Origin of the sequence: Marisediminicola antarctica, from assembly GCF_009930795.1 — a bacterium.
Lineage (GTDB): Bacteria > Actinomycetota > Actinomycetes > Actinomycetales > Microbacteriaceae > Marisediminicola > Marisediminicola antarctica.
The window spans coordinates 351,957-378,363 of sequence record NZ_CP017146.1; the positions used below are offsets into that span (position 1 = coordinate 351,957).

The 26,407-nt window shown below is 69.1% G+C and carries 23 protein-coding genes; 6 read left to right on the plus strand and 17 right to left on the minus strand.

Annotation, left to right across the window (positions count from 1 at the left end; translation table 11 throughout):
* Genes BHD05_RS01670 through BHD05_RS01680 form a run of 3 tightly spaced genes read right to left on the minus strand, consistent with a single transcriptional unit; the run spans window position 1 to window position 3,454 of the window.
* The gene (locus BHD05_RS01670; RefSeq protein WP_202614262.1) at window positions 1–897 is read right to left on the minus strand and encodes a serine hydrolase; all 897 of its coding nucleotides are present in this window, start codon (window positions 895–897) and stop codon (window positions 1–3) included.
* Entirely contained in the window at window positions 897–2,882 is a 1,986-nt protein-coding gene (locus tag BHD05_RS01675) for a M13 family metallopeptidase (protein WP_161884887.1), read from the minus strand. Before BHD05_RS01675 ends, BHD05_RS01670 begins: the two co-directional genes overlap by 1 nt.
* 11 nt (window positions 2,883–2,893) lie before the next feature.
* Complete coding sequence (locus BHD05_RS01680) at window positions 2,894–3,454, minus strand: hypothetical protein (protein WP_161884888.1); 561 nt, start codon at window positions 3,452–3,454, stop codon at window positions 2,894–2,896.
* A gap of 170 nt (window positions 3,455–3,624) precedes the next feature.
* Here BHD05_RS01680 and BHD05_RS01685 point away from each other — a divergent pair, with 170 nt between their 5' ends.
* The 4 genes from BHD05_RS01685 (at window position 3,625) to BHD05_RS01700 (ending at window position 7,819) form a co-directional block, all read left to right on the plus strand.
* Window positions 3,625–4,941, plus strand: coding sequence for an MATE family efflux transporter (locus BHD05_RS01685; RefSeq protein WP_161884889.1), 1,317 nt, complete (start codon window positions 3,625–3,627; stop codon window positions 4,939–4,941).
* Window positions 4,942–4,998: 57 nt separating this feature from the next.
* A complete protein-coding gene (locus tag BHD05_RS01690; RefSeq protein WP_202614263.1) occupies window positions 4,999–6,243 on the plus strand; it encodes an MFS transporter in 1,245 nt (414 codons plus the stop codon).
* 10 nt (window positions 6,244–6,253) lie between these two features.
* A complete protein-coding gene (gene nucS / locus BHD05_RS01695; protein ID WP_161884890.1) occupies window positions 6,254–6,949 on the plus strand; it encodes an endonuclease NucS in 696 nt (231 codons plus the stop codon).
* Window positions 6,950–7,135: 186 nt separating this feature from the next.
* Entirely contained in the window at window positions 7,136–7,819 is a 684-nt protein-coding gene (locus tag BHD05_RS01700; RefSeq protein WP_161884891.1) for an HAD hydrolase-like protein, read from the plus strand.
* A 10-nt stretch (window positions 7,820–7,829) separates the two neighbouring features.
* Here BHD05_RS01700 and BHD05_RS01705 read toward each other — a convergent pair whose 3' ends face one another.
* Genes BHD05_RS01705 through BHD05_RS01715 form a run of 3 tightly spaced genes read right to left on the minus strand, consistent with a single transcriptional unit; the run spans window position 7,830 to window position 10,512 of the window.
* On the minus strand, window positions 7,830–8,912 hold the full coding sequence (locus tag BHD05_RS01705; protein WP_236966610.1) for an NAD(P)/FAD-dependent oxidoreductase: 1,083 nt from the start codon (window positions 8,910–8,912) through the stop codon (window positions 7,830–7,832).
* Entirely contained in the window at window positions 8,909–9,448 is a 540-nt protein-coding gene (locus BHD05_RS01710; RefSeq protein ID WP_161887294.1) for an isoprenylcysteine carboxyl methyltransferase family protein, read from the minus strand. Before BHD05_RS01710 ends, BHD05_RS01705 begins: the two co-directional genes overlap by 4 nt.
* Complete coding sequence (locus tag BHD05_RS01715; protein ID WP_161884892.1) at window positions 9,445–10,512, minus strand: type III polyketide synthase; 1,068 nt, start codon at window positions 10,510–10,512, stop codon at window positions 9,445–9,447. Before BHD05_RS01715 ends, BHD05_RS01710 begins: the two co-directional genes overlap by 4 nt.
* 437 nt (window positions 10,513–10,949) lie before the next feature.
* Here BHD05_RS01715 and BHD05_RS01720 point away from each other — a divergent pair, with 437 nt between their 5' ends.
* A complete protein-coding gene (locus BHD05_RS01720) occupies window positions 10,950–12,053 on the plus strand; it encodes an alkene reductase (RefSeq protein ID WP_202614264.1) in 1,104 nt (367 codons plus the stop codon).
* Window positions 12,054–12,062: 9 nt separating this feature from the next.
* Here BHD05_RS01720 and BHD05_RS01725 read toward each other — a convergent pair whose 3' ends face one another.
* The 11 genes from BHD05_RS01725 to BHD05_RS01775 all read right to left on the minus strand — a co-directional run bounded on the left by BHD05_RS01725 (window position 12,063) and on the right by BHD05_RS01775 (window position 24,216).
* Window positions 12,063–13,541, minus strand: a complete 1,479-nt coding sequence (locus BHD05_RS01725; RefSeq protein WP_236966611.1) for a DUF4389 domain-containing protein — start codon at window positions 13,539–13,541, stop codon at window positions 12,063–12,065.
* A gap of 201 nt (window positions 13,542–13,742) precedes the next feature.
* Window positions 13,743–15,212 carry an aldehyde dehydrogenase family protein gene (locus BHD05_RS01730; protein ID WP_236966612.1) on the minus strand — a complete coding sequence of 490 codons (1,470 nt, stop codon included), beginning with the start codon at window positions 15,210–15,212 and terminating at the stop codon, window positions 13,743–13,745.
* 20 nt (window positions 15,213–15,232) lie between these two features.
* Window positions 15,233–15,889, minus strand: coding sequence for an HD domain-containing protein (locus BHD05_RS01735; RefSeq protein ID WP_161884893.1), 657 nt, complete (start codon window positions 15,887–15,889; stop codon window positions 15,233–15,235).
* Window positions 15,886–17,163 (minus strand): NAD(P)/FAD-dependent oxidoreductase, encoded by a 1,278-nt coding sequence (locus tag BHD05_RS01740; protein ID WP_161884894.1) that lies wholly within the window; start codon window positions 17,161–17,163, stop codon window positions 15,886–15,888. The genes BHD05_RS01735 and BHD05_RS01740 overlap by 4 nt, the downstream gene beginning before the upstream one ends.
* 11 nt (window positions 17,164–17,174) lie before the next feature.
* On the minus strand, window positions 17,175–17,549 hold the full coding sequence (locus BHD05_RS01745) for a 2Fe-2S iron-sulfur cluster-binding protein (protein ID WP_161884895.1): 375 nt from the start codon (window positions 17,547–17,549) through the stop codon (window positions 17,175–17,177).
* The gene (locus BHD05_RS01750) at window positions 17,546–18,298 is read right to left on the minus strand and encodes an SDR family NAD(P)-dependent oxidoreductase (RefSeq protein ID WP_161884896.1); all 753 of its coding nucleotides are present in this window, start codon (window positions 18,296–18,298) and stop codon (window positions 17,546–17,548) included. Before BHD05_RS01750 ends, BHD05_RS01745 begins: the two co-directional genes overlap by 4 nt.
* On the minus strand, window positions 18,295–18,999 hold the full coding sequence (locus BHD05_RS01755; RefSeq protein ID WP_161884897.1) for an HD domain-containing protein: 705 nt from the start codon (window positions 18,997–18,999) through the stop codon (window positions 18,295–18,297). The genes BHD05_RS01750 and BHD05_RS01755 overlap by 4 nt, the downstream gene beginning before the upstream one ends.
* 25 nt (window positions 19,000–19,024) lie before the next feature.
* Window positions 19,025–20,854 (minus strand): PEP-utilizing enzyme, encoded by a 1,830-nt coding sequence (locus BHD05_RS01760; RefSeq protein WP_161884898.1) that lies wholly within the window; start codon window positions 20,852–20,854, stop codon window positions 19,025–19,027.
* Between the two features lie 50 nt (window positions 20,855–20,904).
* Window positions 20,905–21,972 (minus strand): PEP/pyruvate-binding domain-containing protein, encoded by a 1,068-nt coding sequence (locus BHD05_RS01765; RefSeq protein ID WP_161884899.1) that lies wholly within the window; start codon window positions 21,970–21,972, stop codon window positions 20,905–20,907.
* Between the two features lie 3 nt (window positions 21,973–21,975).
* Window positions 21,976–23,259: a cytochrome P450 gene (locus BHD05_RS01770; protein WP_161884900.1), complete on the minus strand. Its 1,284-nt coding sequence runs from the start codon at window positions 23,257–23,259 to the stop codon at window positions 21,976–21,978.
* Window positions 23,260–23,367: 108 nt separating this feature from the next.
* Window positions 23,368–24,216, minus strand: coding sequence for an IclR family transcriptional regulator (locus BHD05_RS01775; RefSeq protein WP_161884901.1), 849 nt, complete (start codon window positions 24,214–24,216; stop codon window positions 23,368–23,370).
* Between the two features lie 281 nt (window positions 24,217–24,497).
* On the opposite strand from BHD05_RS01775, the gene BHD05_RS01780 reads away from it, so the two are divergent.
* Window positions 24,498–26,066: an HNH endonuclease signature motif containing protein gene (locus tag BHD05_RS01780; protein WP_161884902.1), complete on the plus strand. Its 1,569-nt coding sequence runs from the start codon at window positions 24,498–24,500 to the stop codon at window positions 26,064–26,066.
* Window positions 26,067–26,407: the final 341 nt, after the last annotated feature.

Below are 26,407 nucleotides of genomic sequence, written 5' to 3' on the forward strand. Positions count from 1 at the left end.
TCAGGCCACGTACTCGAGCAGGTCTAGGCCGAACACGCGCATCGCGTCGTGCACGGAGAGCCGGGTCGCCAGCGACGTGTCGGCGAACTGCACCGTGAGCGCGTAGGCGATGCCCGCGCGGGGACCGTTGAGCAGGCCGACCTCGCTGCGCACGCCCCGATCGCTCCCGGTCTTGTTGATGAGTCGGATGCCGTGGTCGGCCGTCCTGTGGTCGAGCGGGTCGAGGCCGAAGCCGGCGGCGACCATCGACAGGTCGGCGTTGTTGCTCATCCAGTCGAGCACACGCTGGCTCGTGACGTGGTCGACGATCTGCCCGCGGCAGAGCGCCGTGACGAGCCAGGTGAGTTCGGACGTCGAGCCGACCGACAGATGCGGGGCGTCGTCGGGGCCCCTCGTGGCGCGCACAAAATCGAGCAGGGCGGTCTTGCTGAGCCCGAGTGACTCGGCGCGCGCCCGCACCGAATCGAGCCCGACCTGGCGCAGAAGCGCGTTCGTGGCGAGGTTGTCGCTTACCGCGCCGACGAGCGCCGCCAGATCGATGACCGGGAGCACCGGTGCCTGCATGTGCTGCCAGAGGCCGGCGCCGGAGATCCGGTCGGACGGCGACTTGTCGACGATGCCGAATCCCGCGGCATCCTTCGCGGTCATCCTCGCCGACACCTCGATGAGCAGCAGGAGCTTGCCGACGCTCGCCGTCGGCAGCACGATGCGGTCGTCCACGGAGATCAGCGACTGGCCGTTCCGCAAGTCGACGACGTTGGCCGAGACCTGGGCGCCCGCATAGGCGATCCCGCCGAGCGCCTCGAACCCCGCAACGAATGTGCCGGCCGCCTCGTCTCCCCGGTGGCGACCGGCCCTGGGCGTGCGGATGCGTTCGCGGCGGTCCTGTGTCATCATCACCAAATGGTCACGCGCTCGTCCGGGGCAAGCCAGAGCTCGTCGGATTCCCCGAGCCCGAAGGTCTCGTAAAACTCGTCGATGTTGCGCACGATCTGGTTGCAGCGGAACTCGTTCGGGGAGTGCGGGTCGATCGTGAGCAGGCGCACGACCTCCTCGTCCCGCGCCTTCATCTGCCAGGCCTGGGCCCAGGAGATGAAGAAGCGCTGGGCGCCGGACATCCCGTCGATCACGGGCGGAGTCTCGCCGCCGAGCGAGAGAAGGTAGGCCTTCCAGGCGATGCCGAGGCCGCCGAGGTCGCCGATGTTCTCACCGATCGTCAGGGCGCCGTTGACGTGGTTGTCGGGCACCTGCGCCGGGGCGAGGACGTTGTACTGGCCGATGAGCGAGGCGGTGAGCTTCTCGAAGGCGGCGCGATCGGCCTCCGTCCACCAGTCGGTCAGCAGCCCGTCGCCGTCGTACTTCGAGCCCTGGTCATCGAAGCCGTGCCCGATCTCGTGCCCGATGACCGCACCGATCGCACCGTAGTTGGCCGCCGCGTCGCGCGTCTCGTCGAAGAAGGGGTACTGCAGGATCGCGGCGGGAAACACGATCTCGTTGAAGCCGGGGTTGTAGTACGCGTTGATCGTCTGCGGGGTCATGAACCACTCGTCGCGGTCGAGCGGCTTGCCGATCTTGCCGAGCTCGCGCTGGAACTCGAACTCGTTCGTCGCGCGCACGTTTCCAAGCAGGTCGCTCGCCTCGATCTCGAGTCCCGAGTAGTCGCGCCACTTCGACGGAAAGCCGATCTTGGGGGTGAACTTCTCGAGCTTCTCGAGGGCGCGGCCCCGCGTGTCCTCGGTCATCCACGCGAGCGAGCTGATGCTCTGGCGGTAGGCCTCGATGAGGTGCTCAACCAGCACATCCATGCTCGCTTTCGCGGTCGCGGGGAAGTGCCGGGCAACGTAAGTGCGTCCGACGGCCTCGCCGAGCGAGCCCTCGACGAGCGAGACTCCCCGCTTCCAGCGCGCCCGCATCTCAGGGGTTCCGGTGAGTGTGCGGCCGTAAAAGTCGAAATTGGCCGCGACGAAGGGGTCGGAGAGGTAGGCGGCGTTGGAGCGGATGACCTGCCAGGCGAGCCAGTCGGTCCACGCCTCGAGCCGGTCGGGGGTGAGTAGGGCGGCGACGCTCTCGACGAAGCTCGGCTCGCGCACGACGACCTCGGCAAGCGCGCCGGACGGGGCGTCGACACCGTCAAGCCAGGTGTTGAGGTCGATGCCCACCGCGAGCGTCGCCGCCGCGCTCCACTGCATCGGGTTGTAAGTGGCCTCGCTGTCGCGTGTGCGCACGTTGTCCCAGTGGGCGGCGGCGATCGCGGTCTCGAGGTCCACGACGCGGGCGGCGCGCTCGGCGGCATCCGTCCCCGTCCGCTCGTCGGCAGGCGCCGCGAGGGTGAACATCGTCTCGACGAACTCGCGGTACTTGGCGCGGACGGCCGCGAACGACTCCTCGCGGTAGTACGATTCGTCGGGCAGGCCGAGGCCGCCCTGCTCGACGAACACGAGGTAGCGGTCGGGACGGCCTGGGTCGTTGTCGACGAACAGCTGGAGGAAGCCCGACGTGCCCTTGCGCTCGAGGCGCCCGAGAGTGCCCAGCAGGGAGTCGATGTCGGTCACGGCGGCGACCTCGGCGAGCAGCGGGCGGAGTGGGTCCGCGCCGAGCTCGTTGACACGCGCCTCGTCCATGAAGCTCGCGTAGAGGTCGCCGAACTTGCGCTCCTCGGTCGCGGGCTCAGCCGATTGCGCCTCGATGATGATGTCCTGCACCGCCTTCTCCGCCGCCTCGGCCAGCACGTAGAACGAGCCGTAACGCGCCTTGTCGGAAGGGATCTCGGTGCGGGTGATCCACTTGCCGTTCACGTGGCGGAACAGGTCGTCTTGGGGGCGCACCACCGAGTCGAGCTCTGAGGTGTCGATTCCGGACGAGAGGGGGTTTTCGGCGCTCATGGAGGTAAAGCCTAGGCCGTGCCGCTGACACTCCCGCTGCGGGTCGGTGTCGGGTCGGTGGTGTGGTCGTGGGCATCCGCTGCCGCGGTGCGCGTGAACAGCGGACGGCAGGTCGTGCAGACCTCACCGGATGCCTCCGCATCGGCATCCGTCGCCCGCCGTTCGCTCTCGAGGCGATCGCGGAGCGCCCAGAGGAGCAGGGCGATCGCGGCGATCGCGACGACCGGGCGGACGGCTCCGAACAGGAGCGGCTCGGCCGAGCGGAGGTCGGTCGAGAAGTGCAGCGCCACGAGGCCGAGGGCGGGCCAGCGGAGGTCGCAGAGGGTCGCATCGGCACCGATCGGGGTGCGGAAGTAGCTCGCGACGATGAGCCCGGTGAGCGCGGATCCCGAGGCGACCGCGGCGAGCGACCACAGGGCTCCGGCATCCGCTCCCGCAAAGGGAAGGGCGGAGGCCAGCACGAGCAGCGCGGCAGACAGCACGGCGACGGCGAGCGCGGCGAACCAGCGAACGGCAGGCCAGCTGCGCAGGTCGGCGGTCAGGCGTCGCAACGACTGCACGGGACTCCTCACGCTGGGGCACCTCGAAGCGAGGGCTGGTTATACCCTACGGGGTATTACTGGGGATCGGCAAGGAGGACCGGTGGCGGGCGTGCTGACCGTGGCACCGCGGCCGGGCCCCGGGGCCGGGCCCCGGGTACCATCGCCGCGAGTGGATGCCGTGCCGCCGGTAGCGTGGAGGCGTGCGCGCCCCAACTCCCCACCCCCTCGACCGGGAGATCTTCCGGCTCGCGGTCCCGGCGCTCGGCGCGCTCGTCGCGGAACCGCTCTTTTTGCTCACCGACACTGCACTCGTCGGCCACCTCGGCGAGGTGCCGCTCGGCGGGCTGAGCATCGCGAGCGCGATCCTGCAGACCGCAGTCGGGCTGCTCGTATTCCTCGCCTACGCGACGACCCCGATGGTCGCCAGGCGGCTCGGCGCCGGAGACCGGCCCGGCGCGATCCGGGCGGGCATCGATGGACTCTGGCTCGCCGTCGCGGTCGGCGCGCTGCTCCTCACCGGCGGACTGATCGGCGGCGAAGCGCTCGTGCTGCTTTTCGGAGCGCCGGATGCCGTGTCGGACGCGGCCACGACCTACCTGCTCATCTCGCTCTGGGGCCTCCCCGCGATGCTGCTCGTACTCGCCGCGACAGGCCTACTGCGCGGCCTGCAGGACACCAGGACGCCCCTCGTCGTGGCCGGACTGGGCTTTCTCGCGAACGCCGCGCTCAACGCCGTGTTCATCTACGGCTTCGGCTGGGGGATCGCGGGCTCCGCGATCGGAACCGTCGTCGCCCAGTGGGGCATGGCCGCCGTCTATCTCGTCATCGCCGTGCGCGCGGCGCGGCAGACGGGTTCGACGCTGCGACCTGGGCTCTCCGGGGTGTCGGGAGCGGTGGCATCCGGGGGCTGGCTACTGCTGCGCACACTGTCGCTGCGGATCGCGCTCCTCGCGACGGTCGTCGTGGCGACCAGGCAGGGAGTCACCGAGCTCGCCACCATGCAGATCGCCCTCACGATCTTCTCGACGCTCGCGTTCGCGCTCGACTCCCTCGCTATCGCGGGGCAGGCGATGATCGGCCACGGACTCGGGGCATCCGACCGGTCCCGCGTGGCGGCGATCACCCGACGGCTGATCACCCTCGGATTGCTCGCGGGACTCGGGCTCGGGGTGCTCGTTGCTCTCCTCGCTCCCCTGCTCGGCCCGGTCTTCACGGGCGATCCGGCGATCCACGCGGCGCTCGCGAGCGTCGCCCTCGTGATGGCGGTGGGCGTGCCGCTGGCCGGCTACGTCTTCGTGCTCGACGGGGTCCTGATCGGCGCGGGTGACGCGCGCTACCTCGCGGTCACCGGCATCGCCAATCTCGCCGTCTACGCGCCGCTGCTCTGGCTCGCGGCCGGAACCGGCAGCGTCGTGTGGCTGTGGGCGTCGTTCGGCCTCGGCTACATCGGCGCGCGGGCGCTCACCCTTGGCATTCGTGCCCGCGGCGAGCGCTGGATCGTCACGGGCGCCCGCTGAGTGCGGGCAACTCGCGGGGCGTGTGTGCCGTGCCGCCGCTCGGATAACCTGTTCCCTGTGTCGAAAACCGCCCCCATCGCGCTCGCGCGCCCCGAGCTGACAGCGTGGCGCAATTCGCTGTTCGTGCTCTTCGCGCTCTGCGGGATCGGGCTCGCGAGCTGGGCCGCGCGCATCCCCACCGTGAGCGCGTCGCTCGGCCTCACGACGGGCGACGTCGGTGTGCTCCTCTTCGGCATCGCCGCGGGGTCGATCGGCGGGCTGCTCGTCTCGAGCCACCTCATCGCCGCCGTCGGCACTCGCACGGTCATTACCTGGGCGCTCATCATCGGCCCGCTCGGCCTCACTCTCGCCGCCGTCGGAGCGACCGTGCTGGTCAGCTTCCCCGTCGCGATCGCCGGGCTTGCGGTATTCGGCGCCGCGCTCGGCGCCTGCGACGTCTCGATCAACGTCTCCGGTGCCGCTAACGAGCGGGCCATCGGCCGCAACATCATGCCGATCTACCACGCCTTCTTCAGTATCGGCACGATCGCCGGCGCCCTGGTCGCGGCACTCACCGAGCAGCTCCGGGTGCCGCTTGAGGTACACATCGGCGGAATCGCCGTCGTGTCGATCATCGCCATGCTGGCGAGCGTGCGTTTTTTGCGCCCCGAGCCGGTCTCCGAGGCGGAGGCGGGGACGGATGCCGCGAGCGGGCCCAGCGACGGCTGGCGCGGTCGGCTCAGCATCTGGCGCAACCCGCGCACGATCTTCATCGGCCTCATCGTGCTCGGGATGGCGTTCACCGAGGGCTCGGCGAACGACTGGCTCGCGTACGCCATGGTGGAAGGGCACAACACCGACAAGCCGACGGGCGCGCTCGTCTTCGGCGTCTTCGTCACGGCCATGACCGTCGGACGCCTCGGCGGCGTCCGGCTCCTCGACCGCTTCGGCCGCGTGCCGGTGCTCCGCGTCTCGGCTGTGCTCGCCGCGATCGGCCTGATCACGCTCATCTTCGTGCCCGTCGTCTGGATCGCCGTCATCGGTGTTGTGCTCTGGGGCCTCGGCGCGTCGCTCGGTTTCCCGGTCGGCATGTCGGCCGCCGCGGACGACCCCCGAACAGCCGCCGCGAGCGTGAGCGCGGTGGCGACGATCGGCTACGTCGCGTTCCTCGTCGGCCCGCCCGTGATCGGATTCCTCGGCGAGCAGGTCGGCATCCTGAACGGGCTTCTGCTCGTGCTCGTGCTCGTCGCCCTTGCCGGGGTGTTCTCGCACAAGGCCCGAGAACTGACCCCATTGGCGAAGTCGGCCGCTCAGGCTGGATAGGGTTCTAGGCGTGCGTCTTGTCATTGCCCGTTGCTCCGTCGATTACGCAGGACGTCTCAGCGCGCACCTGCCGGTCGCGACCCGCCTCCTCCTGCTCAAGGCCGACGGGAGCGTGCTCGTGCACAGCGACTCCCTCAGCTACAAGCCGCTCAACTGGATGAGCCCGCCGTGCAGCATCAGTTTCCCCGAGGTCGCCGACGACGCGCGGGAGGTCGGAGTCACCGAGACCTGGAAGGTCACGCAGGCGAAGACATCCGACCTGCTCGTGATCTCGATCCACGAGATCATCCACGACTCGGCCCACGAGCTCGGCATCGACCCCGGCCTGCAGAAGGACGGCGTCGAGGCCCACCTGCAGAAGCTGCTCGCGGAGCAGATCGACCTGCTCGGGGACGGCTACCGGCTCGTTCGGCGCGAGTACATGACCGCGATCGGGCCCGTCGACATTCTCGCGACCGACCATGCCGGGGCATCCGTCGCGATCGAAATCAAGCGCCGAGGAGACATCGACGGCGTCGAGCAGCTCACGAGGTACCTCGAGCTGATGAACCGCGACCCGCGTCTGTCCCCTGTGGCCGGCGTGTTCGCCGCCCAGGAGATCAAGCCGCAGGCACGCACGCTCGCCCTGGACCGCGGCATCCGCTGCGTCACGCTCGACTACGATGCGATGCGCGGGCTGGACGACAGCGACTCCCGCCTCTTCTAGACCCACTCGCTTTCGTTATTCAGGAGTGGTGGGCGGGCACACCCGCTCCCGACGGTGACGTGCGGCGCCAAACCGCCACAATCGCCGCATCTGCGGCAGTTCGTGGCGGGTGGGAGGTGGGCCGTCCACTCCAGCCGCCGTCCACTCCTGAATGATGAAAGGATGCGCGCGGCTTAGGCTGTGACGGTGAAGCCCCACTGGACCTGCATCCTCATCGACCTCGACGGCACGATCACCGACTCCGCTCCCGGAATCACCTCGAGCCTCGCGTGGATGTTCGAGCAACTCGGCCGCCCCATCCCGACGCCGGTCGAACTGCTCCGCTATGTCGGCCCGCCGCTGCTCACCTCGTTCCGCGACTTCGCCGGCTTCAGCCCCGCGCAGTCCGCGCACGCACTCGAGGTGTACCGCAGCCACTACATCGTGAAGGGCCTCTACGACAGCTCGGTCTACCACGGCATCCCCGAGGTGCTCTCGGCGATCGGCGCGAGTGACATCCCGCTCTCCCTCGCGACCTCGAAGCCCGAGACGCCGGCGAACCTGATTCTCAACCACTTCGAACTCGCGCGGCACTTCGACATCATCGCGGGGGCATCCGACGACGAGGTGCGCAGTACCAAGGCGGATGTCGTCGCGGTCGCCCTCGAGCGCCTCGCGGCGGCGGGGGCCGACGTCTCGAACCCGATCATGGTCGGCGACCGTGAGCACGACATCGAGGGAGCCGCGGCGCACGGCATTCCGACGATCTTCGTCGAGTGGGGCTACGGCTCGGTCGCCGAGCGGGTCGGATCACACTCCAGCGCGAAACATCCGGGCGAGCTTCCGGGACTGCTGCTCGGTGAGGTCGAACGAGCGGACCTTTCCGCCTGACCGGCTGCTCTCAGCGCGCGAGACGCTCGACGACGCCCCCGAAAAGCCGCGGCAGCGCCACGGCGGCCGGCACGATCGCTCCTCGGAGGGGGGACGTGGCCACGGCGACCAGGCCGGCCGTGAGCACGCGGAAGTCGCGCGTGCGCAGCATCCACTCCCGCTCGTAGTAGCCGGGCCGCCCGGCCGCGATGCACTCGATCGCCGCGCGCGCCTGCGCGAGGCCCACCCTGATGCCCTCGCCGGTGATCGCGTCGACGTAGCCGGATGCGTCGCCGACGAGCATCACGCGCCCGAATGACCGCCGCGTCGCGCGCTGGTCGAACGGCCCGGCGCCGCGAAGTGTGCTCGCCGGTGCGACACCGGCCAGGCGCGATGCGAGCGTGGGGACGGATGCGATGGCCTCGTCGAAGTCGGTGCGGGCCGGGCCGAGCAGGGCGATTCCGACGAGGTCATGCGAGACAGGGGTCACATAGGCCTCGGCGAGCGGAGTCCAGTGCACCTCGATGAGGTCGCTCCACGGCGCGATTGCGTAGTGTCGGCGCAGCCCGAAGCGCCGCCCCTGCTGCGGCACCGCGATCTCGAGACCGCAGAGGCGCCGCACGGTCGAATGAAGCCCGTCCGCGCCGAGCAGGTAGCGGCCGGTGACTCCCGCGGCGGTGACGCTGGCGCCGTCCTGCTCGATCGTGTCGACGCGGTCGGCCACCCGGCCGACCCCGAGTTCCTCAGCGCGCCCGGCCAGCGCCCGGCTCAACTCGGTGCGCCGCACTCCCAGGCCGCTGCCGGAGCGAAACCGGTGGTCGACGCGGCGCCCGGCGGACTGGTAGCTGACCCCCCGAAGCGGATGCCCGTGCGGCGCGACCCCGAGGCGGGCGAGCGCCGGGACTGCACCGGGCATGATTCCCTCGCCACATGCCTTGTCGATCGAGCCCGATCCGCCGTCGGCGGAGCCCGATCCGCCGTCGGCGGAGTCCGGGCCGCCCCGCGGCTCGATGATCGTGGCGCTGAGCCCGATCAGGCGTGCCTCGATCGCCGCCGCAAGGCCGACCGGTCCGCCGCCCACGATAAGCACATCGACCTGAGGCGCCGCCATCATGACGCGGGAGCGCCGCGCGCGTCGAGGGCGGCGAGCGCTCGGTTCTCGGTCGGGATGCGGAACGCGAGCAGCAGCACGGCGTTGAGCGCGGTGAACACGATCGCGGTGACCCAGGCGGTGTGCACGAGCGGCAGCGCGATCCCCTCGATCGCAACGACAATGTAGTTCGGGTGCCTCATCCACGAGAAACGGTACGGGCCGCGCTCGACCCGGCCGAGCCCGGGGACGACGATCACCCGGGTGTTCCACTGGTGGCCGAGGGAGGAGATGATCCAGTAGCGCCCAGCCTGGCAGAGCGCGACGACTGCCAGCATCGGCCAGCCGAGCCACGGGATGAACGGCCGGTCGAAGAAGTAGACCTCCGCGACGCAGGCGACCAGGAGTCCCGTGTGCAGGGCCACCATCGCGGGGAAGTGGCCCTGGCCGTACTCGATGCCGCCACGCTCGAAGGCCCAGCGTGCATTCCGCTTCGAGATGACGAGCTCGACGAGGCGCTCGACCCCCGTGGCGAGGATCAGGGCGAGGTAGCCGATCACGACGGCCACCGCAGCAGCACGAGCTCGCCGGAGATTCCGGGGCCGAGGGCGAACAGCAGGGTGCGGTCGCCAGCCTCGTGGCCCGAGGCGAGCGAGTCGGCCAGGATGTGCAGTACCGACACAGAGGACAGGTTGCCGACGCGGGCGAGCGACGCCCAGCTGATGTCGAGTTCGCCGTCGTCGAGCTCGAGGCTGTGCGCGAAGGCCTCGAGCACCCGCGGGCCACCCGGATGAGCGACCCAGCGGTCGATCGAGGCGATGGAACATCCGTTCGACTCGAGGAACGCATCGACGTCGTCGCCGAAGTGCCGCTCGACGATCTCGCCCACCCTGGCCGTGAGCACGATACGGAAGCCGGTCTCGCTCGCGTTGAAGCCGATCACGTCCTCGGTGTCGGGGTAGAGCTGGCTGCGGGTGTCGACGACGTCGGGCCCGGTCACCGGCATACGCTTCGCCCGCTCGTCGCCGACCATGATGACGGCCCCGGCGCCATCGCCGAACAGCCCGGTGGCGACGAGGTTGGCCATCGAGTCGTCGTCGCGCTGAAAGGTGAGCGAGCAGAGCTCGACGGCGATGAGCGCCGCGACGCCCTCGGGGTGGCCCGCGGGGTAGTCATTGCCCCGCGCGATCCCCGCCGCTCCCGCCACGCAGCCGAGCCCGTACATCGGCACCCGCTTGACGTCGGGGCGCAGGCCGAGCCTCGCGACGAGCAGGCCGTCGATCGAGGGGGCGGAGATTCCGGTGACGGAGGTAAACATGAGGTAGTCGATGTCGGCGGGTTCGAGGCCGGATGCGTCGAGCGCGGCGCGCAGGGACTCCTCGGCAAGGTCCGCGGCGACCTCGATGAACATACCGTTCGTCTCGGAGAAGGTCTGCGGGTCGAGGTACTTCTCGATCGGCATCACGAGGTGCCGGGTGTCGACGCTGCTCGAGCCGTGCAGCCGCGCCAGAACGGCGCGCTTCGAGGGGTCCTGGGTGACCAGTGAACCGATCATTTCGGTGATCTCGGATTGGGAGTACACGAAAGCGGGGAGGGCGGGCGCGACCGCCGCGATTCGGGCCATTGCAGACGGTAACACGGCAGGGTGTGCTCGCCCAACGAAGTGGGGTCCCCCACACAGACGACACCTCTGCCGAGCGGGGTACAAATGCTTCCCCCAGTTCGGGGTGAAGCGCGGCCTGTCGCCTTTCGCCGGTGCAGCGGTGCGGCCTAGGTTCGAAGTCACCACCCGAGTCGGGGCCCAGAACCAGGGCCGACAGCCCTCCTCCACGCATCCCAGTGAGACATCGACAATGACTTCTTTCGCCCTGATCGCCTTCGTCATCGGCGCGGCTCTCGCGCTCGTCTTCGTCGTCGCAGTCCTCGCGTCGAGCGCACGCCGCTCCCACATTTCCTGACCCTGCGAACCTGACATTCGCCCGAGTGGCGGAATACCTCGTTGGAGCGCCTCGTTGGCCCGAGGGTGGCGTGCCCTGCGTGCGCCGGATCCTCTCTTGGAGGATGACGACAGCTCCCAACGAAAGAAGCACCGTGCCGCTCTTCTCCCCGACCACCCTCGGCTCCCTCTCTCTCAGCAACCGGGTCGTGATGGCGCCGCTCACGCGCGTTCGCTCCGGAGAGACCGGGGTGCCGAACGATCTCGTCGTGGAGTATTATTCCCAGCGCGCGACCACCGGCCTGATCGTCTCCGAGGGCACCTACACGAGTGCCGAGAGCCAGTCCTACCCCGGCCAGCCCGGAATCGTCAGCCCCGGGCAGATCGAGGGCTGGCGCCGCGTCGCCGATGCCGTCCACGGGAAGGGCGGGCTCATCGTGATGCAGCTCATGCACGGCGGCCGTGTCACGCACCCCTCGATCAACGGCGGCAACCAGCCCATCGCGCCGAGCGCCGTCGCGATCGCCGGCGATGTTCGAACCCCCGACGGCAAGCTTCCCTACCCCGTTCCGCACGCGCCGTCCGAGGCCGAGATCAGCGGGCTTGTCGCCGAGCACGTGCTCGCCGCCCGCAACGCCATCAGCGCCGGATTCGACGGCGTCGAGGTGCACTCCGCGAACGGCTACCTGCTGCACGAGTTCCTCTCGCCGGTCTCCAACGTGCGCGATGACTCCTACGGCGGGTCGCCCGCGAACCGCGCCCGCTTCGGCATCGAGGTCATCACCGCCGTCGCCGACGAGATCGGGGCCGACCGCGTCGGCGTGCGCATCTCGCCGTCCCACAACATCCAGGACGTCGCCGAGACGGATGCCGATGAGACTCGCGCCACCTATGAGGCGCTCGTCGACGGTATCGCCCCGCTCGGACTCGCCTACCTGAGCGTGCTGCACGCGGAGCCGGCAGGCGAGCTCGTGCAGCACCTGCGCGCGCGCTTCGGCGGCCCGCTGATGGCCAACAGCGGCTTCGGCGTTGTGACCACGCGCGATGACGCGGAGCAGCTCATCGCCGACGACTCGGCCGACGTGATCGCGGTCGGCCGCATGATCATCGCCAATCCCGACCTCGTGCGCCGCTGGAGCGAGCGCCGTGAGGTGAACGAGCCCGATGCGTCGACGTTCTACGGCACGGACGAGCGCGGCTACACCGACTACCCGGCGCTCGCGAGCTGACCCGCGGCGTCAGTCTGCCGGCATGCTGCCCTGCTGCGGCCGGCGGGGCGGCGGGGCGGCGGGGCGGGGCGGCGCGGCAGGCTCGATCGGGCTCCTGGGCTCGTCGGGAGCCGTCAGGCCGACCACCTCGAACAACTCGTCCGGTCCCTGGTCGAGCCGGAACGGCGGGTACTCGTCGCGCATGAGCGCGACGTAGGCGATCACCCGGAACACCCAGCGGTTGATGCCGAGGATGAAGTCGAACAGGCCCCGCCGGTAGCGGCCGGTGAACAGCAGGATGACCGCCGCGATCAGCACGAGAATGCCGATGAGCGAAATGCCGCCTCGGGCTTCGAACCCCGGTGTCTGGTCATCCCACTCCCAGACCTGGCCCGCACTGCCCGTGAGCGCGCCCAGGATGAGCAGGTGCGGGAGCGCAAGCAGCCACCACTTGACGAGCACGAGGCCATTGGAGAGTTTCTCCGGGTACTCGACGTCGAAGTCGGCGGGGTACTCGGTGCTGCTGAGTGAGAACGGCGGATACCGGTCGGTGCCGAGCGCCGAGTAGGAGTAGAAGCCCACGCGCCAACTCCAGCGCAGCACGCCGACATTGAAGTTGAACAGGCCTCGCGGGTACCGACCGGTGAAGAGGATCGCGAATCCGGCGACGATGGTCGTCACGAGAAACGCGAACCAGAGCACGATGAGCACGAGATAGTGCGGGATCGCGAGCAGCCACTTCACCAGCCACAACCAGCGCGAGAGCTGCGGGTCGAGCTCGCCGCGCAACCGCGCGGGGTAGACGCCCCGGCGGTCATCATGAGGCGCACCGACGGGTGTCCCACCACCGAGCCCGGAGGCTCCCAGCACTATCAGCGGGATCCCGAGCACGAGCAGCGGCAACCCGACGAGCAGAAGAGCGACCGCGGCGGGCCCGATCACGCTCGACCGCACGCCCGCGCGCAACCCGACATCGACGGGAGCCGAGGCATCCGCGTTCATGACGACGATTGCCCAGTCGCCCGAGGCAAGTTCCCACTCGAGCTCCTGAAACCCGACGCCCTCGACCGACTCGGTCCAGAACTCCTGCTCACCCGGTGGCGCGGGCGTGCCGGTTCCCAGGATTTCGCGGTAGCGGGGCTGGAACGTGGTGCCCACGGATCTGACGACGGTGTGTTCGACACCCTCGAGGTAGTCGGCGACCTCGTCGGCGGGCCCGATGCCGAGGAACACCTCGCTCTCGGATCCGGCGGTGCCCTGCAGCGCGAAGCCGAGCACGCCCGCCGGCAGCACGGCATTGTCGACGCTGCCATCCACGAAAATCCTGAAGTTCTCGGAGGTGATGGCGTGCCCGTCGGATGCGTACTGCTCCGTCGCCGTGGAGAGGTAGCTGCCCTCCTGCTGCTGCAGCGCCACCCATCCTGCAGTGAGGCCGAGGGAGCTGAGCGCCAATCCGATGGTCGCGAACAGCACACCGATCACGAGCATCGCGGCGTAGACGAATTTCATGAGGAGCTCTTCTCGTGTGGCGCCAATTTATCCCGTGGACGATTCAGAATTTCTCGCCGCCGCACGGGGTGTCAACCCCTGTCGGCGGCCGTGGCGGGGCGGACCATGCGAATGATGTGGCGTCTGCCCGGCCCGGCCCGGTCGGTCCCGGCCCGGTCGGTCCCGGCCCGGTCGGTCCCGGCCCGGTCAGTCCCGACCCGGTCAGTCCCGACCCAGCCGATGCACCGACTTGAGCGCGAGGTAGGCCGAGACGCCCTCCGGCCCGTACTCGGTGCCGAGCCCGCTGTCTTTGCGCCCGCCGAACGGTGCGGCGAGGTTCGAGCCGTAGAAGTTGATGCCGATGCTTCCCGAGTCGATCCGCGCGGCGAGCGACGTCGCGTGCTCCTCGTCGGTACCGAAGATTGCGCCGCCGAGGCCGAAACTCGAGTCGTTCGCGATGCGCACCGCGTCGGCCTCGTCGGAGTAGGGCAGCACCACGAGCACGGGGCCGAAGATTTCCTCCTGGGCGACGCGCATCGAGCTCGTCACGTCGCGGAACACCGTTGGCGTCACGTAGTAGCCGCGGTCGAACTCGCTCGGGGTGCCCCCGGTCGCGATGCGCGCGCCCTCCGCCCGGCCGATCCCGATGTACCCCTCGATGCTCTCGCGCTGGCGCGCCGAGACGACCGGGCCGAACACGGTGAGGGGGTCGAGGGGGTCGCCCTGCTGGGCCTGCCGCACTTCGCGGACCACCCGCTCGACGGTCTCGTCGTAGAGCGCGACCGGCGCCAGGATGCGCGTGGAGTTGTAGCAGGTCTGTCCCGTGTTGCGCAGGCAGGTGCGCAGCACGAGCGAGGAGAAGTTGTCGAGGTCCGCGTCGGGCAGCACTATCGCGGCCGATTTGCCGCCGAGTTCCAGCGTGACGGGGCGCAGCAGGCTGCCGCACTGCGCCGCGATGATACGGCCGGCCGCGGTCGAGCCCGTGAACGCGACCTTGTCGACGAGCGGGTGCGTGACGAGGTGGCCGCCAGCGACGCGGCTGCCCGTGACGAGGTTGATCACTCCGGCCGGGATGCCCGCGGCGATCGCGGCCTCGATGAGCACGCGCAGGTCGACGGGCGTCTCGGATGCCGGCTTGATCACGACGGTGCAGCCGGCGAGCAGCGCCGGGGCCAGCTTGACCATGACGAGCGTCAAGGGGAAGTTCCACGGCGCAATGAGCGCGCACACACCGATGGGCTGGCGGCGCACGAGCGTGTAGTTGTCGCCGCCGGGGAACGGCCGGCGGTCCTCGGCATCCAGCCACCCGGCGAGTCCGGCGAAGTAGCGCAGGATGCCCGCGGAGTGGGCGGCGGCCGAGCGGGACTCCGAGATCGGGGTGCCGTTCTCGGCGGTTATGTGCGCGGCCATCGCCGCCCCCCTGACCTCGAGCTCGTCGGCGAAGCGGCGCAGCACGACGGCGCGCTCCTCGGCGGCGAGCCTCGACCAGCCCGGTCTCGCGAAGGCCGCCGAGGCGGCGCGGACGGCTGCATCGACATCGGCCTCCGAGGCATCCGGAACCGAGCCCCATACCTTCTCCGTCGCCGGGTTGACGATCTCGATGCGGCCGGGCCCGGCGGCCGGGCGCCACCCGCCGTCGACGAAGACGTCGTCGAAGTAGGCGCTCAGCGTGTTCTGTTCGGTTGTGCTCACGGTGCGGCTCCTCGCCTGGGTCAGAGAATGTCGAGCTTGAGCAGCTCGCGGGACCGCGCGAGCTCGGCCGTCGCCATGCGCCTGGCCGCGTCGGTGATGAGCTCGGAGTAGGTCCGCTCGGTGAGCTGCTCGTAGTATTCGGCCGGGGTCTTGTCGAACCAGCCGGAGGCGAGCGCGATGCCGGCGGGGGTGAAGCGCCACAGCCGGTCGGCGTCGCGCACGAGCTCGTCTTCGAGGCAGTGCGCAACGGGCCGCGTGTCATGACCGTCGATGATGCGCGTGACGGCGTCAACGACCCCCTCGGGATAGCCGAGCGGGGGAAGCAGGTCCCGGGCGATGCGGCACCCCTCGACCTCGTGCAGGTAGCGCACGTCGGACGTGCGCCAATCGGCTACGAAGCCCTCGCTGAAGATGCGATCCTCGTCGATCGCCGACCAGCCGGAGTCATGCAGGAGGATCGCGAGCCGCACCACGAGATCGTCAGCCTGCGGATGCTCGTCGAGCAGCAGTTCGGCAAAGAAGAACGACAGCGGTGTGTGGGTGTCGTTCTGGCGGGTGCGCAGGAACGGCGCCGCCGCCCGCCATACCTCGTCGAGGCAATCCCGCTCGACGCGGGGCGACTGGCCGGTCGCGACGGATCCGCCGAGGTCGAGCGGATGCTGGCTCTGAATTGTCACGCGAGAACTCCTGCTGCTGGTGCCGCGCTAACGACGATGGATTTGAGCGGGACCGAGCTGTCGGCGGCGAGCCCGGCGGGAATCTGCCCACCCTGGGCGAGCGCGCGCCTGACGGTCATGTAGTCGGGGACACCATTGACGGAGTCGATGGCGAGCAGGTGACCGGCGCGGTAGTAGAGCACCGAGAACTTCTCGGCCTGCTGGTCGCCGCGCAGCACGATTTGGTCGTACCCCGTCGAGAGCCCCGCGATCTGCAGCTTGAGGTTGCCCTGGTCCGACCAGAACCACGGCACCGCGTGATACTTGGCCGGCTGCCCTACGAGGGTCGCCGCGGCGACCTTCGCCTGGTCGACCGCGTTCTGCATCGATTCGAGCCGAACCCGGCCCTCACCCGTGAGCGGATTCGGCATCACAGCGCAGTCGCCGGCGGCGACGACGCCGGGAAGGCTCGTACGCGCGAACTCGTCCACGACGATTCCGCCCTGGCACTCGAGCCCGAGCTGCTCCGCGATCTCCAGTCGCGGCACGACACCGATGCCGATGAGCACGACTTCGGCGGCGACGACTTCGCCGTCCTCGAGCGCGACACCGGTGACCCGGCCGTTACTCCCCACCAGTCCGGTGACGCTCATGCCCAGGCGCACGGTGGTACCGCGGCGCTCGTGCGCGGCACGGTAGAACTCGCTCACCTCGGGGGCGACGGCCCGCGCGATCAGGCGGTCGGCCGTCTCGAGCACGGTGACGTTCTTGCCGAACGACCTCGCGGCCGCGGCGGCCTCGAGGCCGATGAATCCGCCGCCGATCACGGCGACCGATTCGGCCGTCGCGAGGTCGGCCTGCAGGCGCCGGGCGTCGGCCATGTTGCGCAGGTAGCCGACCCCACTCAGCTCCACTCCGGGCAGGGCAAGTCGGCGTGCAGCGGCCCCGACAGTAAGCGCGAGCAGGTCGAAGGAGAGCACCCTCCCGGCATCCGTCACAGCCTCACCGGCCGTCCCGTCGAAGCGGATCTCACCCACCTGTTCCCCGAGCACGAGACGTATTCCCTTGTCGGCATAGAACGCGGCGGTGCGCAGTTCGAGCGACTCCTCGTCAGCGGTGCCGGAGAGGAAGGCCTTCGAGAGCGGCGGCAACTGGTAGGGCAGCTGGTTCTCGGCCCCGACGATCGTGATCGGGTCAGAGTAGCCAAGCTCGCGCATCGTCACGGCCACCTGGACGCCCGACTGGCTCGCTCCGACGATAAGGGTTCCTGGCGACGGCCGTCGTTGATCAGTCATGGTCGCACTCCTCAGATCTGCTCGGGGGCGACGTGCACGGTGAACCCGTTGAAGTCGGCCTGGATGCGCAACTGGCAGGAGAGGCGGCTGTTCGGCAGCCGCTCGGATGCGGTGCCCTCGAGCATGTCGTCTTCGAGGTCATCCGGTGCGCCGACTAGCTCGAGCGACGCCTCGTCGACGTAGACGTGGCAGGTCGCGCAGGAGCACGCGCCGCCGCATTCGGCGACGATCCCCGGCACCCCGTTCTTGACGCCGGTCTCCATGACCGAGTCGCCGATGCGGCCCTCGATCTCGAAGAGCACGCCGCCGGGGGCGTAGTAGCGAATAGTGGGGGCGGCGACCAGGGTCGAGCCGGCGGTGGCGGATTCTGTGGCGTGAGTGTTCATAGGAATTGCTTTCCTCCATCGACGACGAGCGTCTGTCCGGTGATGTACCCGGCAGACTCGCTCGCGAGAAACAGTGCGGTTCCGACAATGTCGTCGGGCAGGCAGGCGCGTTTGATCGCGCCGCGGTCGACCCCATAGGTGCTGGCGTCGTCCATGAGGGCCAGGCTCGCCTCGGTGAGCGTGAAGCCGGGGGCGATCGTGTTGACGGTGGTGCCCCGCTCGCCGAGCTCGCGGGCGAGCACCCGCGTCATGCCGATCACGGCGGCTTTCGAAGCGACGTAGTGCATCCAGAGGGGTGAGCCCGAGAGCACGGTCGCCGACGAGATGTTGATGATCCGCGCCCCCTCCGCGCTGAGCACCGGGGTCGCGGCTACTGTCATGAGCCAGGTGCCCTTGACGTTGACCGCCATCACCCGGTCCCACTCGGCGGGGTCAATCTCGGTGAACGGGGTGCGGGTCAACGACGAGTAGATCGCCGCGTTGTTGACGAGCACGTCGATCGGACCGAATGCATCGACGGTGGCCGTGATGACCGCGCCGGTCGACTCGGGGGAGGTCACATCGACGTGCGCCCCGAGGGCGATTCCATCCGCTTCCCCGATCAGCCTGGCGGTCTCCACAGCCCCAGCGAGGTCGATGTCGGCGGCCACCACATTGGCGCCCTCCGCGGCGAATGCCAGCGCGAACGCGCGGCCAAGGCCGCGCGCCGCACCGGTGATGACGACGGTGCGCCCCACGAAACCGCTCATGACTGATCCGCCTCGGAGTCGGCGCGGAGCGCGGTGAGCTCGTCGCCCACGCTCACCGAGGCGACCGCGGCGAGCGCTCGACCCATCGCCCGCCCCGGCTCCGTGAACAGCTCGTCCTGCACCCGCACAGAGCACAGCCGCAGCGCCTCCCGGCGGGTGACGCCGAACCAGCGGCACACAGTGTCGATGCCGTGAGGCGTCAGGCGCCATAGCTTGTCGGCATCCTTCACGATCGCGTCATTGAGGGAGAGGGCCTCGAGCCGGCTGTCGTGTCCGTCGATGATCGCAACAATCTCGTCGCGATCACCGACAGGGATGCCCAGCTCGTCGAGAATCGCGGTCGCAATCCTCGCGCCCTCGATCTCGTGGTGGCGCACGAGGTCCTTGCGCCGCCCGCCGGGGGCGATCGCCTCGAGCGCGTCACCCTCCGACACCGTTGACCAGCCCGTGTCGTGCAGCAGGATCGCCGGCAGTACGACCTCCTCCCGCGCCGTGGGCAGCTGGCTCAGCAGTGCGCTCGCGAGGCCCCACGCGTAGAGCGTGTGGGCATCGTTGTCGCGCACGCCGAGATAGGGCAGCGCGCGCAACCAGATGGCCGCGTCCCGCCCGCCCGGCGCCACGAGCCCCGGAACGGCGGACCACTCCGGGATGAGTGGTGAGACGTCCCTCCCGAGCTGACCGGTGACTGTTGATGACGACATGAGGAGCCTTCTGTTCGGTTCGGGACTATTCGCCGTCGAGGATCGTGACGGTGCCGTTGGACCCGTCAACCCGCAACCGCATACCCGTGGTGATGCGAGTGGATGCCGATCCCGTTCCGGTGACGGCCGGAAGGCCGTACTCACGGCAGACGATCGCCGCGTGCGACATCATGCCGCCGATGTCCGTGACGACCGCGCTGATTTTGCCGAAGATCGGGCCCCAGCTCGGAGCGGTCACGGGAGCAACGAGGATCTCGCCCTGCTTGATGTCGGCGAGCTGGTCGGCTCCGGTGATGACGCGGGCGAGGCCCTCGACGGTGCCGGGGGACGCCGCCATTCCGCGAAGCCCGTCCCCGTCGTCGTCACCCGTGCCGAGCCAGCGCGCGACCTGCTCGGTCGTGATGCCGTAGAGCATGACCGTGAAGGGCTCGGTGATGATGGCGGGTGGCGTGTTGAGCACCGGCTGCGGCCGCTCGCTCTCGAGCGCCTCGACGATCGCGCGGCGACGCTCGATCTCCTGCGGCCAGTAGCTCGGGCCGATGGCCTTCGCGCCGACACCCCAGCCCGTGCTGAGGTCGAACAGCGCCTGGCGCACCTCTTCGCGGGTCAGGTAGAACATGTCGTTCGGCTGGTTCCAGAATCCGGCGTCGTGCATCATGCGCGAGAGCTCGCGGGCCTTGCGCCAGAAGACGCCCATCGTCCAGTGCTCGATGTAGAAGTTGTGGTCCTCGACGTAGGGGTAAACCTGGCGGGCCAGCCCGAGCTTGCCTTCGAAGCTCTCCCGCGCCTCCGGCGGGAGCAGCTCGGAGTACTCGCCGGTGATGCGGTCCCGCTCGGCGACGAGCTTGCCGATCGGGCGGTGCAGGTCCTCTCCCGTGGCCGCGCGCACCGTGTAGTCGCAGATGTAACCCATGGGCAGGTCGAGATTGTCCCTCCAGTATTCGTCGCTCGCGTAGAACCCGTTGCCGGAGGTGAAGTTGAACCACGGGTCCTGCGCGGCCTCCCACGCGGCGATCCACTCGTCGCCCCGTGGCGACTTCGCCACGGCCGCGAGCACGCTGGCAGCATCCGATCCGGGAGCGAATGACCCGGTCAGCCCGAGGTCGACGGCGAGCACGGCGAGCTTCTTGAGCTCGTCATCCGGGCGGAAGAGCACGGAGTCGACGCCCTGCACCATCTTCGCGACCGCGAGGTCGGGGATGCCGGGGAAGACCTCCTTGCAGAAGCCGAAGAAGTCGAGGTACGCGACGTAGCCGAGGTTGAGAAACTCGAAGTGGTACTGCCAGTTGCGGTAGCAGTCCTGGATGAGGCGGTCGAAATTGCCGAGCAGGTCGAAGGTGGGGTCGAGGCCTCGGCCACTCGTCACGTCGCTGAGGGGCACGACGTCGGGCAGTGCGGGGAACGAGATCGACTCGAGATCCTGGATGGTGCCGAGCACCTTGCCGTGCCACTGCTCGAGCAGGGAGTCCCAATTGGCAAAATAGTGCCCGGCGCGCTCCATGAAGGGCTCGACGCGGGCCGGGATCTCCTCCGGGGGCACCGCTACCGGGCTCATGTAGCAGTAGCCGTTGTGGATGCGGAATTCGATGCCGTTGGCCGGCGGGATCAGGTAGTGGCGGGGGTTGTACTGGCCGAGGCACTTGACCGCGAACTCGACCCCGATCGTCTCGAAGGGCTTGAACACGTTGGGCCAGTGCTGGCTGTCGCAGAACCAGAATTTTTCGTTCTCGACCTCCCTGAGGTTCTCCTGAAAGACAAGGTTGTAGGGGTAGAGCGCCTTCCAGCCCTCGGCCGCCTCGGGTGACGCGAGGTCATAGGGGCTCGGGAAGCTGGTTCGAGGAGCGGTAAGCGTCATTGCTAGGTGCCTTTCTGGGGACGGGGGTTGAGCGGGGAGGTACGGGAGGGTCAGCGGGCGCCGACCTGGCCGAGGAGGGACCGGGCGATGCTGCCGATTCCGAAGCCGGGGGTCAGAGTCGAGACGCTCGACGCGCGCTGGCTCCAGACCGTCTCCGGCCGCGACTGCAGCAGCAGGATGTTGGAGCCAGCGGGCAGGTCGGCGTCGAGCGCCCACTCGATGTCCTGCGGGCATCCGTAATAGCGCTCGGCTGTCTTGGCGAGCAGCGCGACGCTCGCGAGCTCGTCGTCGCTCAGGCTCGGCTGGGTGCGGCGCTCGGCGTCCACCCCGCGGCGGATGAGGCCCGGTCTATCAGGGTCGGGCACGAGCTCCTCCGCCTTGTCGGACACCGTGCGGCGCACGACGCTCAGCATGACCTTGTCGATGAGGAAGTTGTCGGGAGTCACCTCGCCCGAGACGACGAGTTCGCCAAGGCCCCAGCTCGAGTCGATGACGATCTTTGACCGGTCGCCGTTGCTGGGGTCGATCGTCATCGCGACGCCGGCGGTTCGCGCGTTGACCATTTTCTGCACGCCGACGGCCATCGAGAGCCCGTCGTCGGTGATGTTGTTCGCGGCGCGGTATGAGATAGCGCGATCAGTGTAGAGGCTCGCCCAGCACTCGCGGATCTTCAGCAGCACGTCGGCGAGGCCCGTGACCCAGAGATAGGTGTCTTGCTGGCCCGCGAAACTCGCGTCGGGAAGGTCCTCCGCGGTCGCGCTCGACCGCACCGCGACCGGAACGTCGCCGCCGCACAGCGCCATCAGCCTTTCGTACGCCTCGATAGTGGCGTCGCGCACCGCATCCGGAACCGGCTGCTCCATGATGAGAGCGCGGATCGCGGTCGCGCGCCGCGTGACGTCGGCGGTGTCGTGCATGTCGAGGCCGGCGAGCGCCTCGAGGATGTGGGCGCGGAGCCCCGCACCCATCACGGCGTCGAAGGCCTCGGTCGTGACCGCGAATCCGGGGGGCACGGGTGAGCCGGCCGAAGTCATCTTGGCGAGACTCGCGCACTTGCCGCCGAGGCGGTCGTGCAGCGGCTCGACGGTGGAGTCGAATGCGAAGGTGTAGTTGCTCATGGCTCAGTTCTCCAGGTCTACGAGCACGGCCGCCGGTGTGCGGAACGACAGGTTGTGGCCGAACTCGATGTCCTGACCGGGAACGAGGCGGAGCCCCGGCAGGCGGCGCGTAATCTCCTCGAGCGCAACGCGGGTCTGCAGCTTGGCGAGCAGGTTGCCGATGCAGTAGTGGATGCCGAAGCCGAACGACAGGTGGTTGCGGGCATCCGGCCTCGAGATGTCGAAGAGCTCCGGGTCGGTGAACACGTCGGCGTCGCGGTTGGCCGAGCCCATCACGAGCAGCAGCTGGGACCCTGCCGGGATGGCCACACCCCCGACGACCGTGTCGCTCAGGGCCTTTCGACGCCAGGCGACGATGCTCGGACTGAAGCGGAGCACCTCATCGATCGCGGCGGGAATCGCGTCGGGGCTGCCGGCGAGCTTCGCCCACTGCTGCGGATGCTCGAGCAGCAGCCGCAGGGTGTTCGAGATGAGTGTCGTGGTGGTCTCGTGGCCGGCGAAGAGCAGGCTGTAACAGAACGACGCGATCTCGTGATCGCTGATCTCCGCGCCCTCCGCCTGCAGGCGCACCAGGTCTCCGACGAGGTCATCGCCGGCGCTCTCGTGGGCCGCGGTGACGAGCGACTGACAGAAGGCCCAGTACTTGACGAGGTTGTGCGCGTGCGGCACCTGCTGCTCGTCAGTCAGGTCGCCCCAGGTCATCGCGGCGCGGCTCATGGCCCATTCCTTGACCTGCGCGATCTTCTCGGTCGGCACACCGAGCAGGGTGAGGATGGTGATCGTGGGGAGATCCCAGGCGAGGTCGGCGACGAGGTCGGCCGGGGTGCCGGCATCCATCTTCGTCGTCATCGCGTCGATCGCGAGGTTCACGTTGTCGCGGATCATGGGCTCGAGGACGCGGTATCGGCGCGGGGTGAAGGCCTTCGTGGCGACCTTGCGGATGCGAGTGTGCTCCGGGGGAACACGTGCGGAGAGGCCGGAGTAGGCGGTGAATCCGCCTTCGTCGAGAACGGCCTTCGCGGGCGGGCCGGTCGGACGGATGGGCGCCTGGGCGTTCTCCGATGAGAAGGTCTCCCAGCCGGCGAAGACTGCCTTCACGTCGTCGTAGCGCGTGACGACCCAGTAGCCGATGCGCTCATCGAACATGACCGGCTCCTCGGCGCGGAGCTCCTTGTAGGCGGGGAAAGGATCCTGGAGATCGAAGGGCTCGAAGCCGTGGTGGTCGACAGGACACTTCGCTGCGCCCGTGGGCGACTCGGTCGGCGTGGAAACTGGTGTGTGGGACATCCGTCGCTCCTCCTTGAACGTGATGCCTCAATGGTGCGTGAGCGGACCGACGCGCACCTATCCGAATTCTCGCTCAGTGAGAACGTCTTTCGCTCGCGCGGCGCTTTCTCAGCGGATCGTGATGCGGCGGTCGAGCGCGCGCTCGATCTGGTAGCCGGTCGCCTTGAGCTGGTTCAGGAGCCACGGCACCTCGCTGGCGCGGTGCGACTCGAGCACGATGCCGACCGCGGCGACGACCTGGCCCCCGTGCGAGATCGGAACGGCGATCGAGCACGCGCCAAGGCGCATCTCGTCGATCGTGACTGCGTGCCCCTGCTCACGCACGAGGGCAAGCTCCTTCGCGAGCGTCGCGGCCCCGGTCTGGGTCTTCGGCGTCGGATGCTCGAGCTCGCGTTCGAGGTAGGCCTCGCGGAACCAGCTCGGCTGGTTCGCAAGCAGGATGCGGCCGACCGCCGTGGGGTGCAGGGGGAGGCGGCTTCCGATGCGCGACGCGAGGGGCACCCGGCGGCTGCCGTAGAGCTTGTCGACATAGAGCGCCTCGGTGCCTTCCCTCACAGCGAGATGCACGTTCTCATGGGTGGTGTCGAATAGGTCCTGCATGAACGGATGCGCGCGGTCCCGCAAGCGTCGCCCCGCCTGCTGGCCGAGTTCCCAGATGCGCATGCCGACCTGGTAGCTGCCGTCGGCGGTGCGGTCGAGCACACCCCACTCCTGCAGCTCGTGTACGAGGCGATACGTGGTGCTCACGGGGAGACCGGTCTCCTCAACGATGCGGCCGACGCTCAGCGGACCCGGCGTTGACTCGAACGCGGCAAGGACCGCGAGGGCGCGGGCGACAGGGCCCGGGGCGCGGGCGACAGCGCCCCGGGCGCGGTCCGGAGCGGATGCCGGGGCTCGCGCCGGTGCGCTGCCGGACGGCGAGCTGGTGTCGGCCGGGTCGATCGGCGCGCTGGTCATGGGGCAAGGGTAGACGGTGGGACTGGCGCCGTCGCGACGTCGCGGGCCTTGGGCCGTACCGAGCCGGACGGCGTCGATTCGGTGGCTGGGCGTCCGGCTCGACCGGTGCTGTCTCTGGAGGTTGACGAGCGCGCTCTGGCGCGCGTGGCGCCCCCACCTGGGTGCCTGCGTCTTCTCCTCCACAGGCCGTACTCCAGGAGGGTTGTCCACAGGCAATATCCCAGATCAGGGTGTGGTTTGCTGTCGGTTGGAATGTCGGTGGTGCCTGTCACCATGTGGGTATGTCCAAAGCAACCGATCCCCTCATTGACAGCGCTAGTGCGTTCGCGTCGGTGTGGGCTGGTGCGCTCACCGGGTTCGGCGCCCGGGTCGGCGAACACCCCGATGCCCGGCCGCCCGATGCGCCCGGTGCAGGATCCGGCGCAGCGGCTGCAGCCGTCTCGGTCGGTGCAACCGCCGGAGCATCGTTCGGCGCGATCACGGTCGCTCCGTCCCAGCTGGATGTGGAGACGATGTCCGATGCGGGGCTGGTGCGGGCGATCCAGTCCGGCTACGACCTCAAACGACACGTCGATGCCCTGCTGGTGCGTGCGGCGGGGGAGCTGAGTGTGCGCTCGCGCCCCTCGCTCGGGCAGGGCGGCCTGGCGAAATCTTCCGGGCATACCTCTCCCGCATCCCTGATCACCGAACTGGGTCGGGTGACTCTGGCCGAGGCCGGCAGAACAGTCCGGCTGGGCGAGGCGACCACCGCACCGGTGTCCCTGCTCGGCGAGCGCCTCCCCGCCCCGTTCCCGCTGGTCGCCGATGCGGTGAACAGCGCGGTGGTGCAGGTGGATGCGGCCCAGTCGATCATCACCTCCCTCACCCAGGCCGCCCCCCGCGCCCTGCCGGTACACCTGGTCGCGGCGGAGGAGGAACTGGTCACCTTCGCCGCGTCTCATCCGGCGGACACGGTGCGGAAGCTGTCGATCTCCTGGCGCGACGCGCTCGATACCGATGGGATCGCACCACGGGAGGAGGCACTGATCGCGGCCCGGTCGCTGCGCTGGAGCAAACAGGGCAACGGTTTGGAGCGCTGCACGATCGACCTCGACCCCCTCGGCGCCGGATATGTGCGCACCATGATCGACGCGATGGTCGGCGACGCCCTCCGCGCCGTCCGCTTCGACACCGACCCGACAGGACCTGCGGGGACCGCCGGCGGCCACGGCCACGGCATGGGCGATGAGGATCTCGACCGGGACGCGTGCGGTGACCACCATGTCGAGCTCCCCGACCCGCGGACGATCCCCAGGATCGCCGCCGACGCCCTGATCGATGTCGCCCGGCACATGATGGGCTGCACCACCGCACCCGGACCCCTCCCACACACCACCCTGATCATCCGGATGACCCTGGAACAACTCCACTCCGGCCTCGGCGCAGCACACCTCGACGGGGTCGAGGACCCCATCACGGCTGGTGCCGCCCGCAGGCTTGCCGCGGACGCGGAACTGATCCCCGCAGTCCTCGGCGGGAACAGCCAAATCCTCGACCTCGGCACCGGGAGACGACTATTCACCCGCGCCCAACGAATCGCATTCGCCGAACGCGACGGCGGCTGCGCCATCACCGGCTGCGGCAGACCACCCTCCTACACCGAAGCCCACCACATCCACTGGTGGTCCCACGGAGGCACAACAAACCTCAACAACGGCATCCTGTTATGCACCGGACACCACCACATCATCCACAAAGGATGGACCGTACAAATCACCGACAACACCCCCTGGTTCACCCCACCCACACACATCGACCCCACCCGCACACCCAAACGCGGCGGAAAACTCCCCACACCAGCACTGCCATGACACCAGGCAGCGCCATGACACCAGGCAGCGCCATGACACCAAGCAGCGCAATGACACCAGCACTGCGATGACTACAGGCCGGGCACGGCCAGGTTTCGCCACAGTCGCTACGCGACCCGCTCAACCAACAGAAACAGGTACCCGACCGGCTCAACCAGCCGAAACAACTACGCGACCCCAACCCATCGCAACACATCACCAGCGGAGGCCGCGGCTGGACGCGCGCGGCCCGACCACAGCATCCACCCCTGCCGTCTTTTCCTCCCGCCACAACACGCGCGACCAGCGGGACCCGCCCGACCCACGCTGACGCAGACGGGTTGCGAGACGGTCGCCGCGCG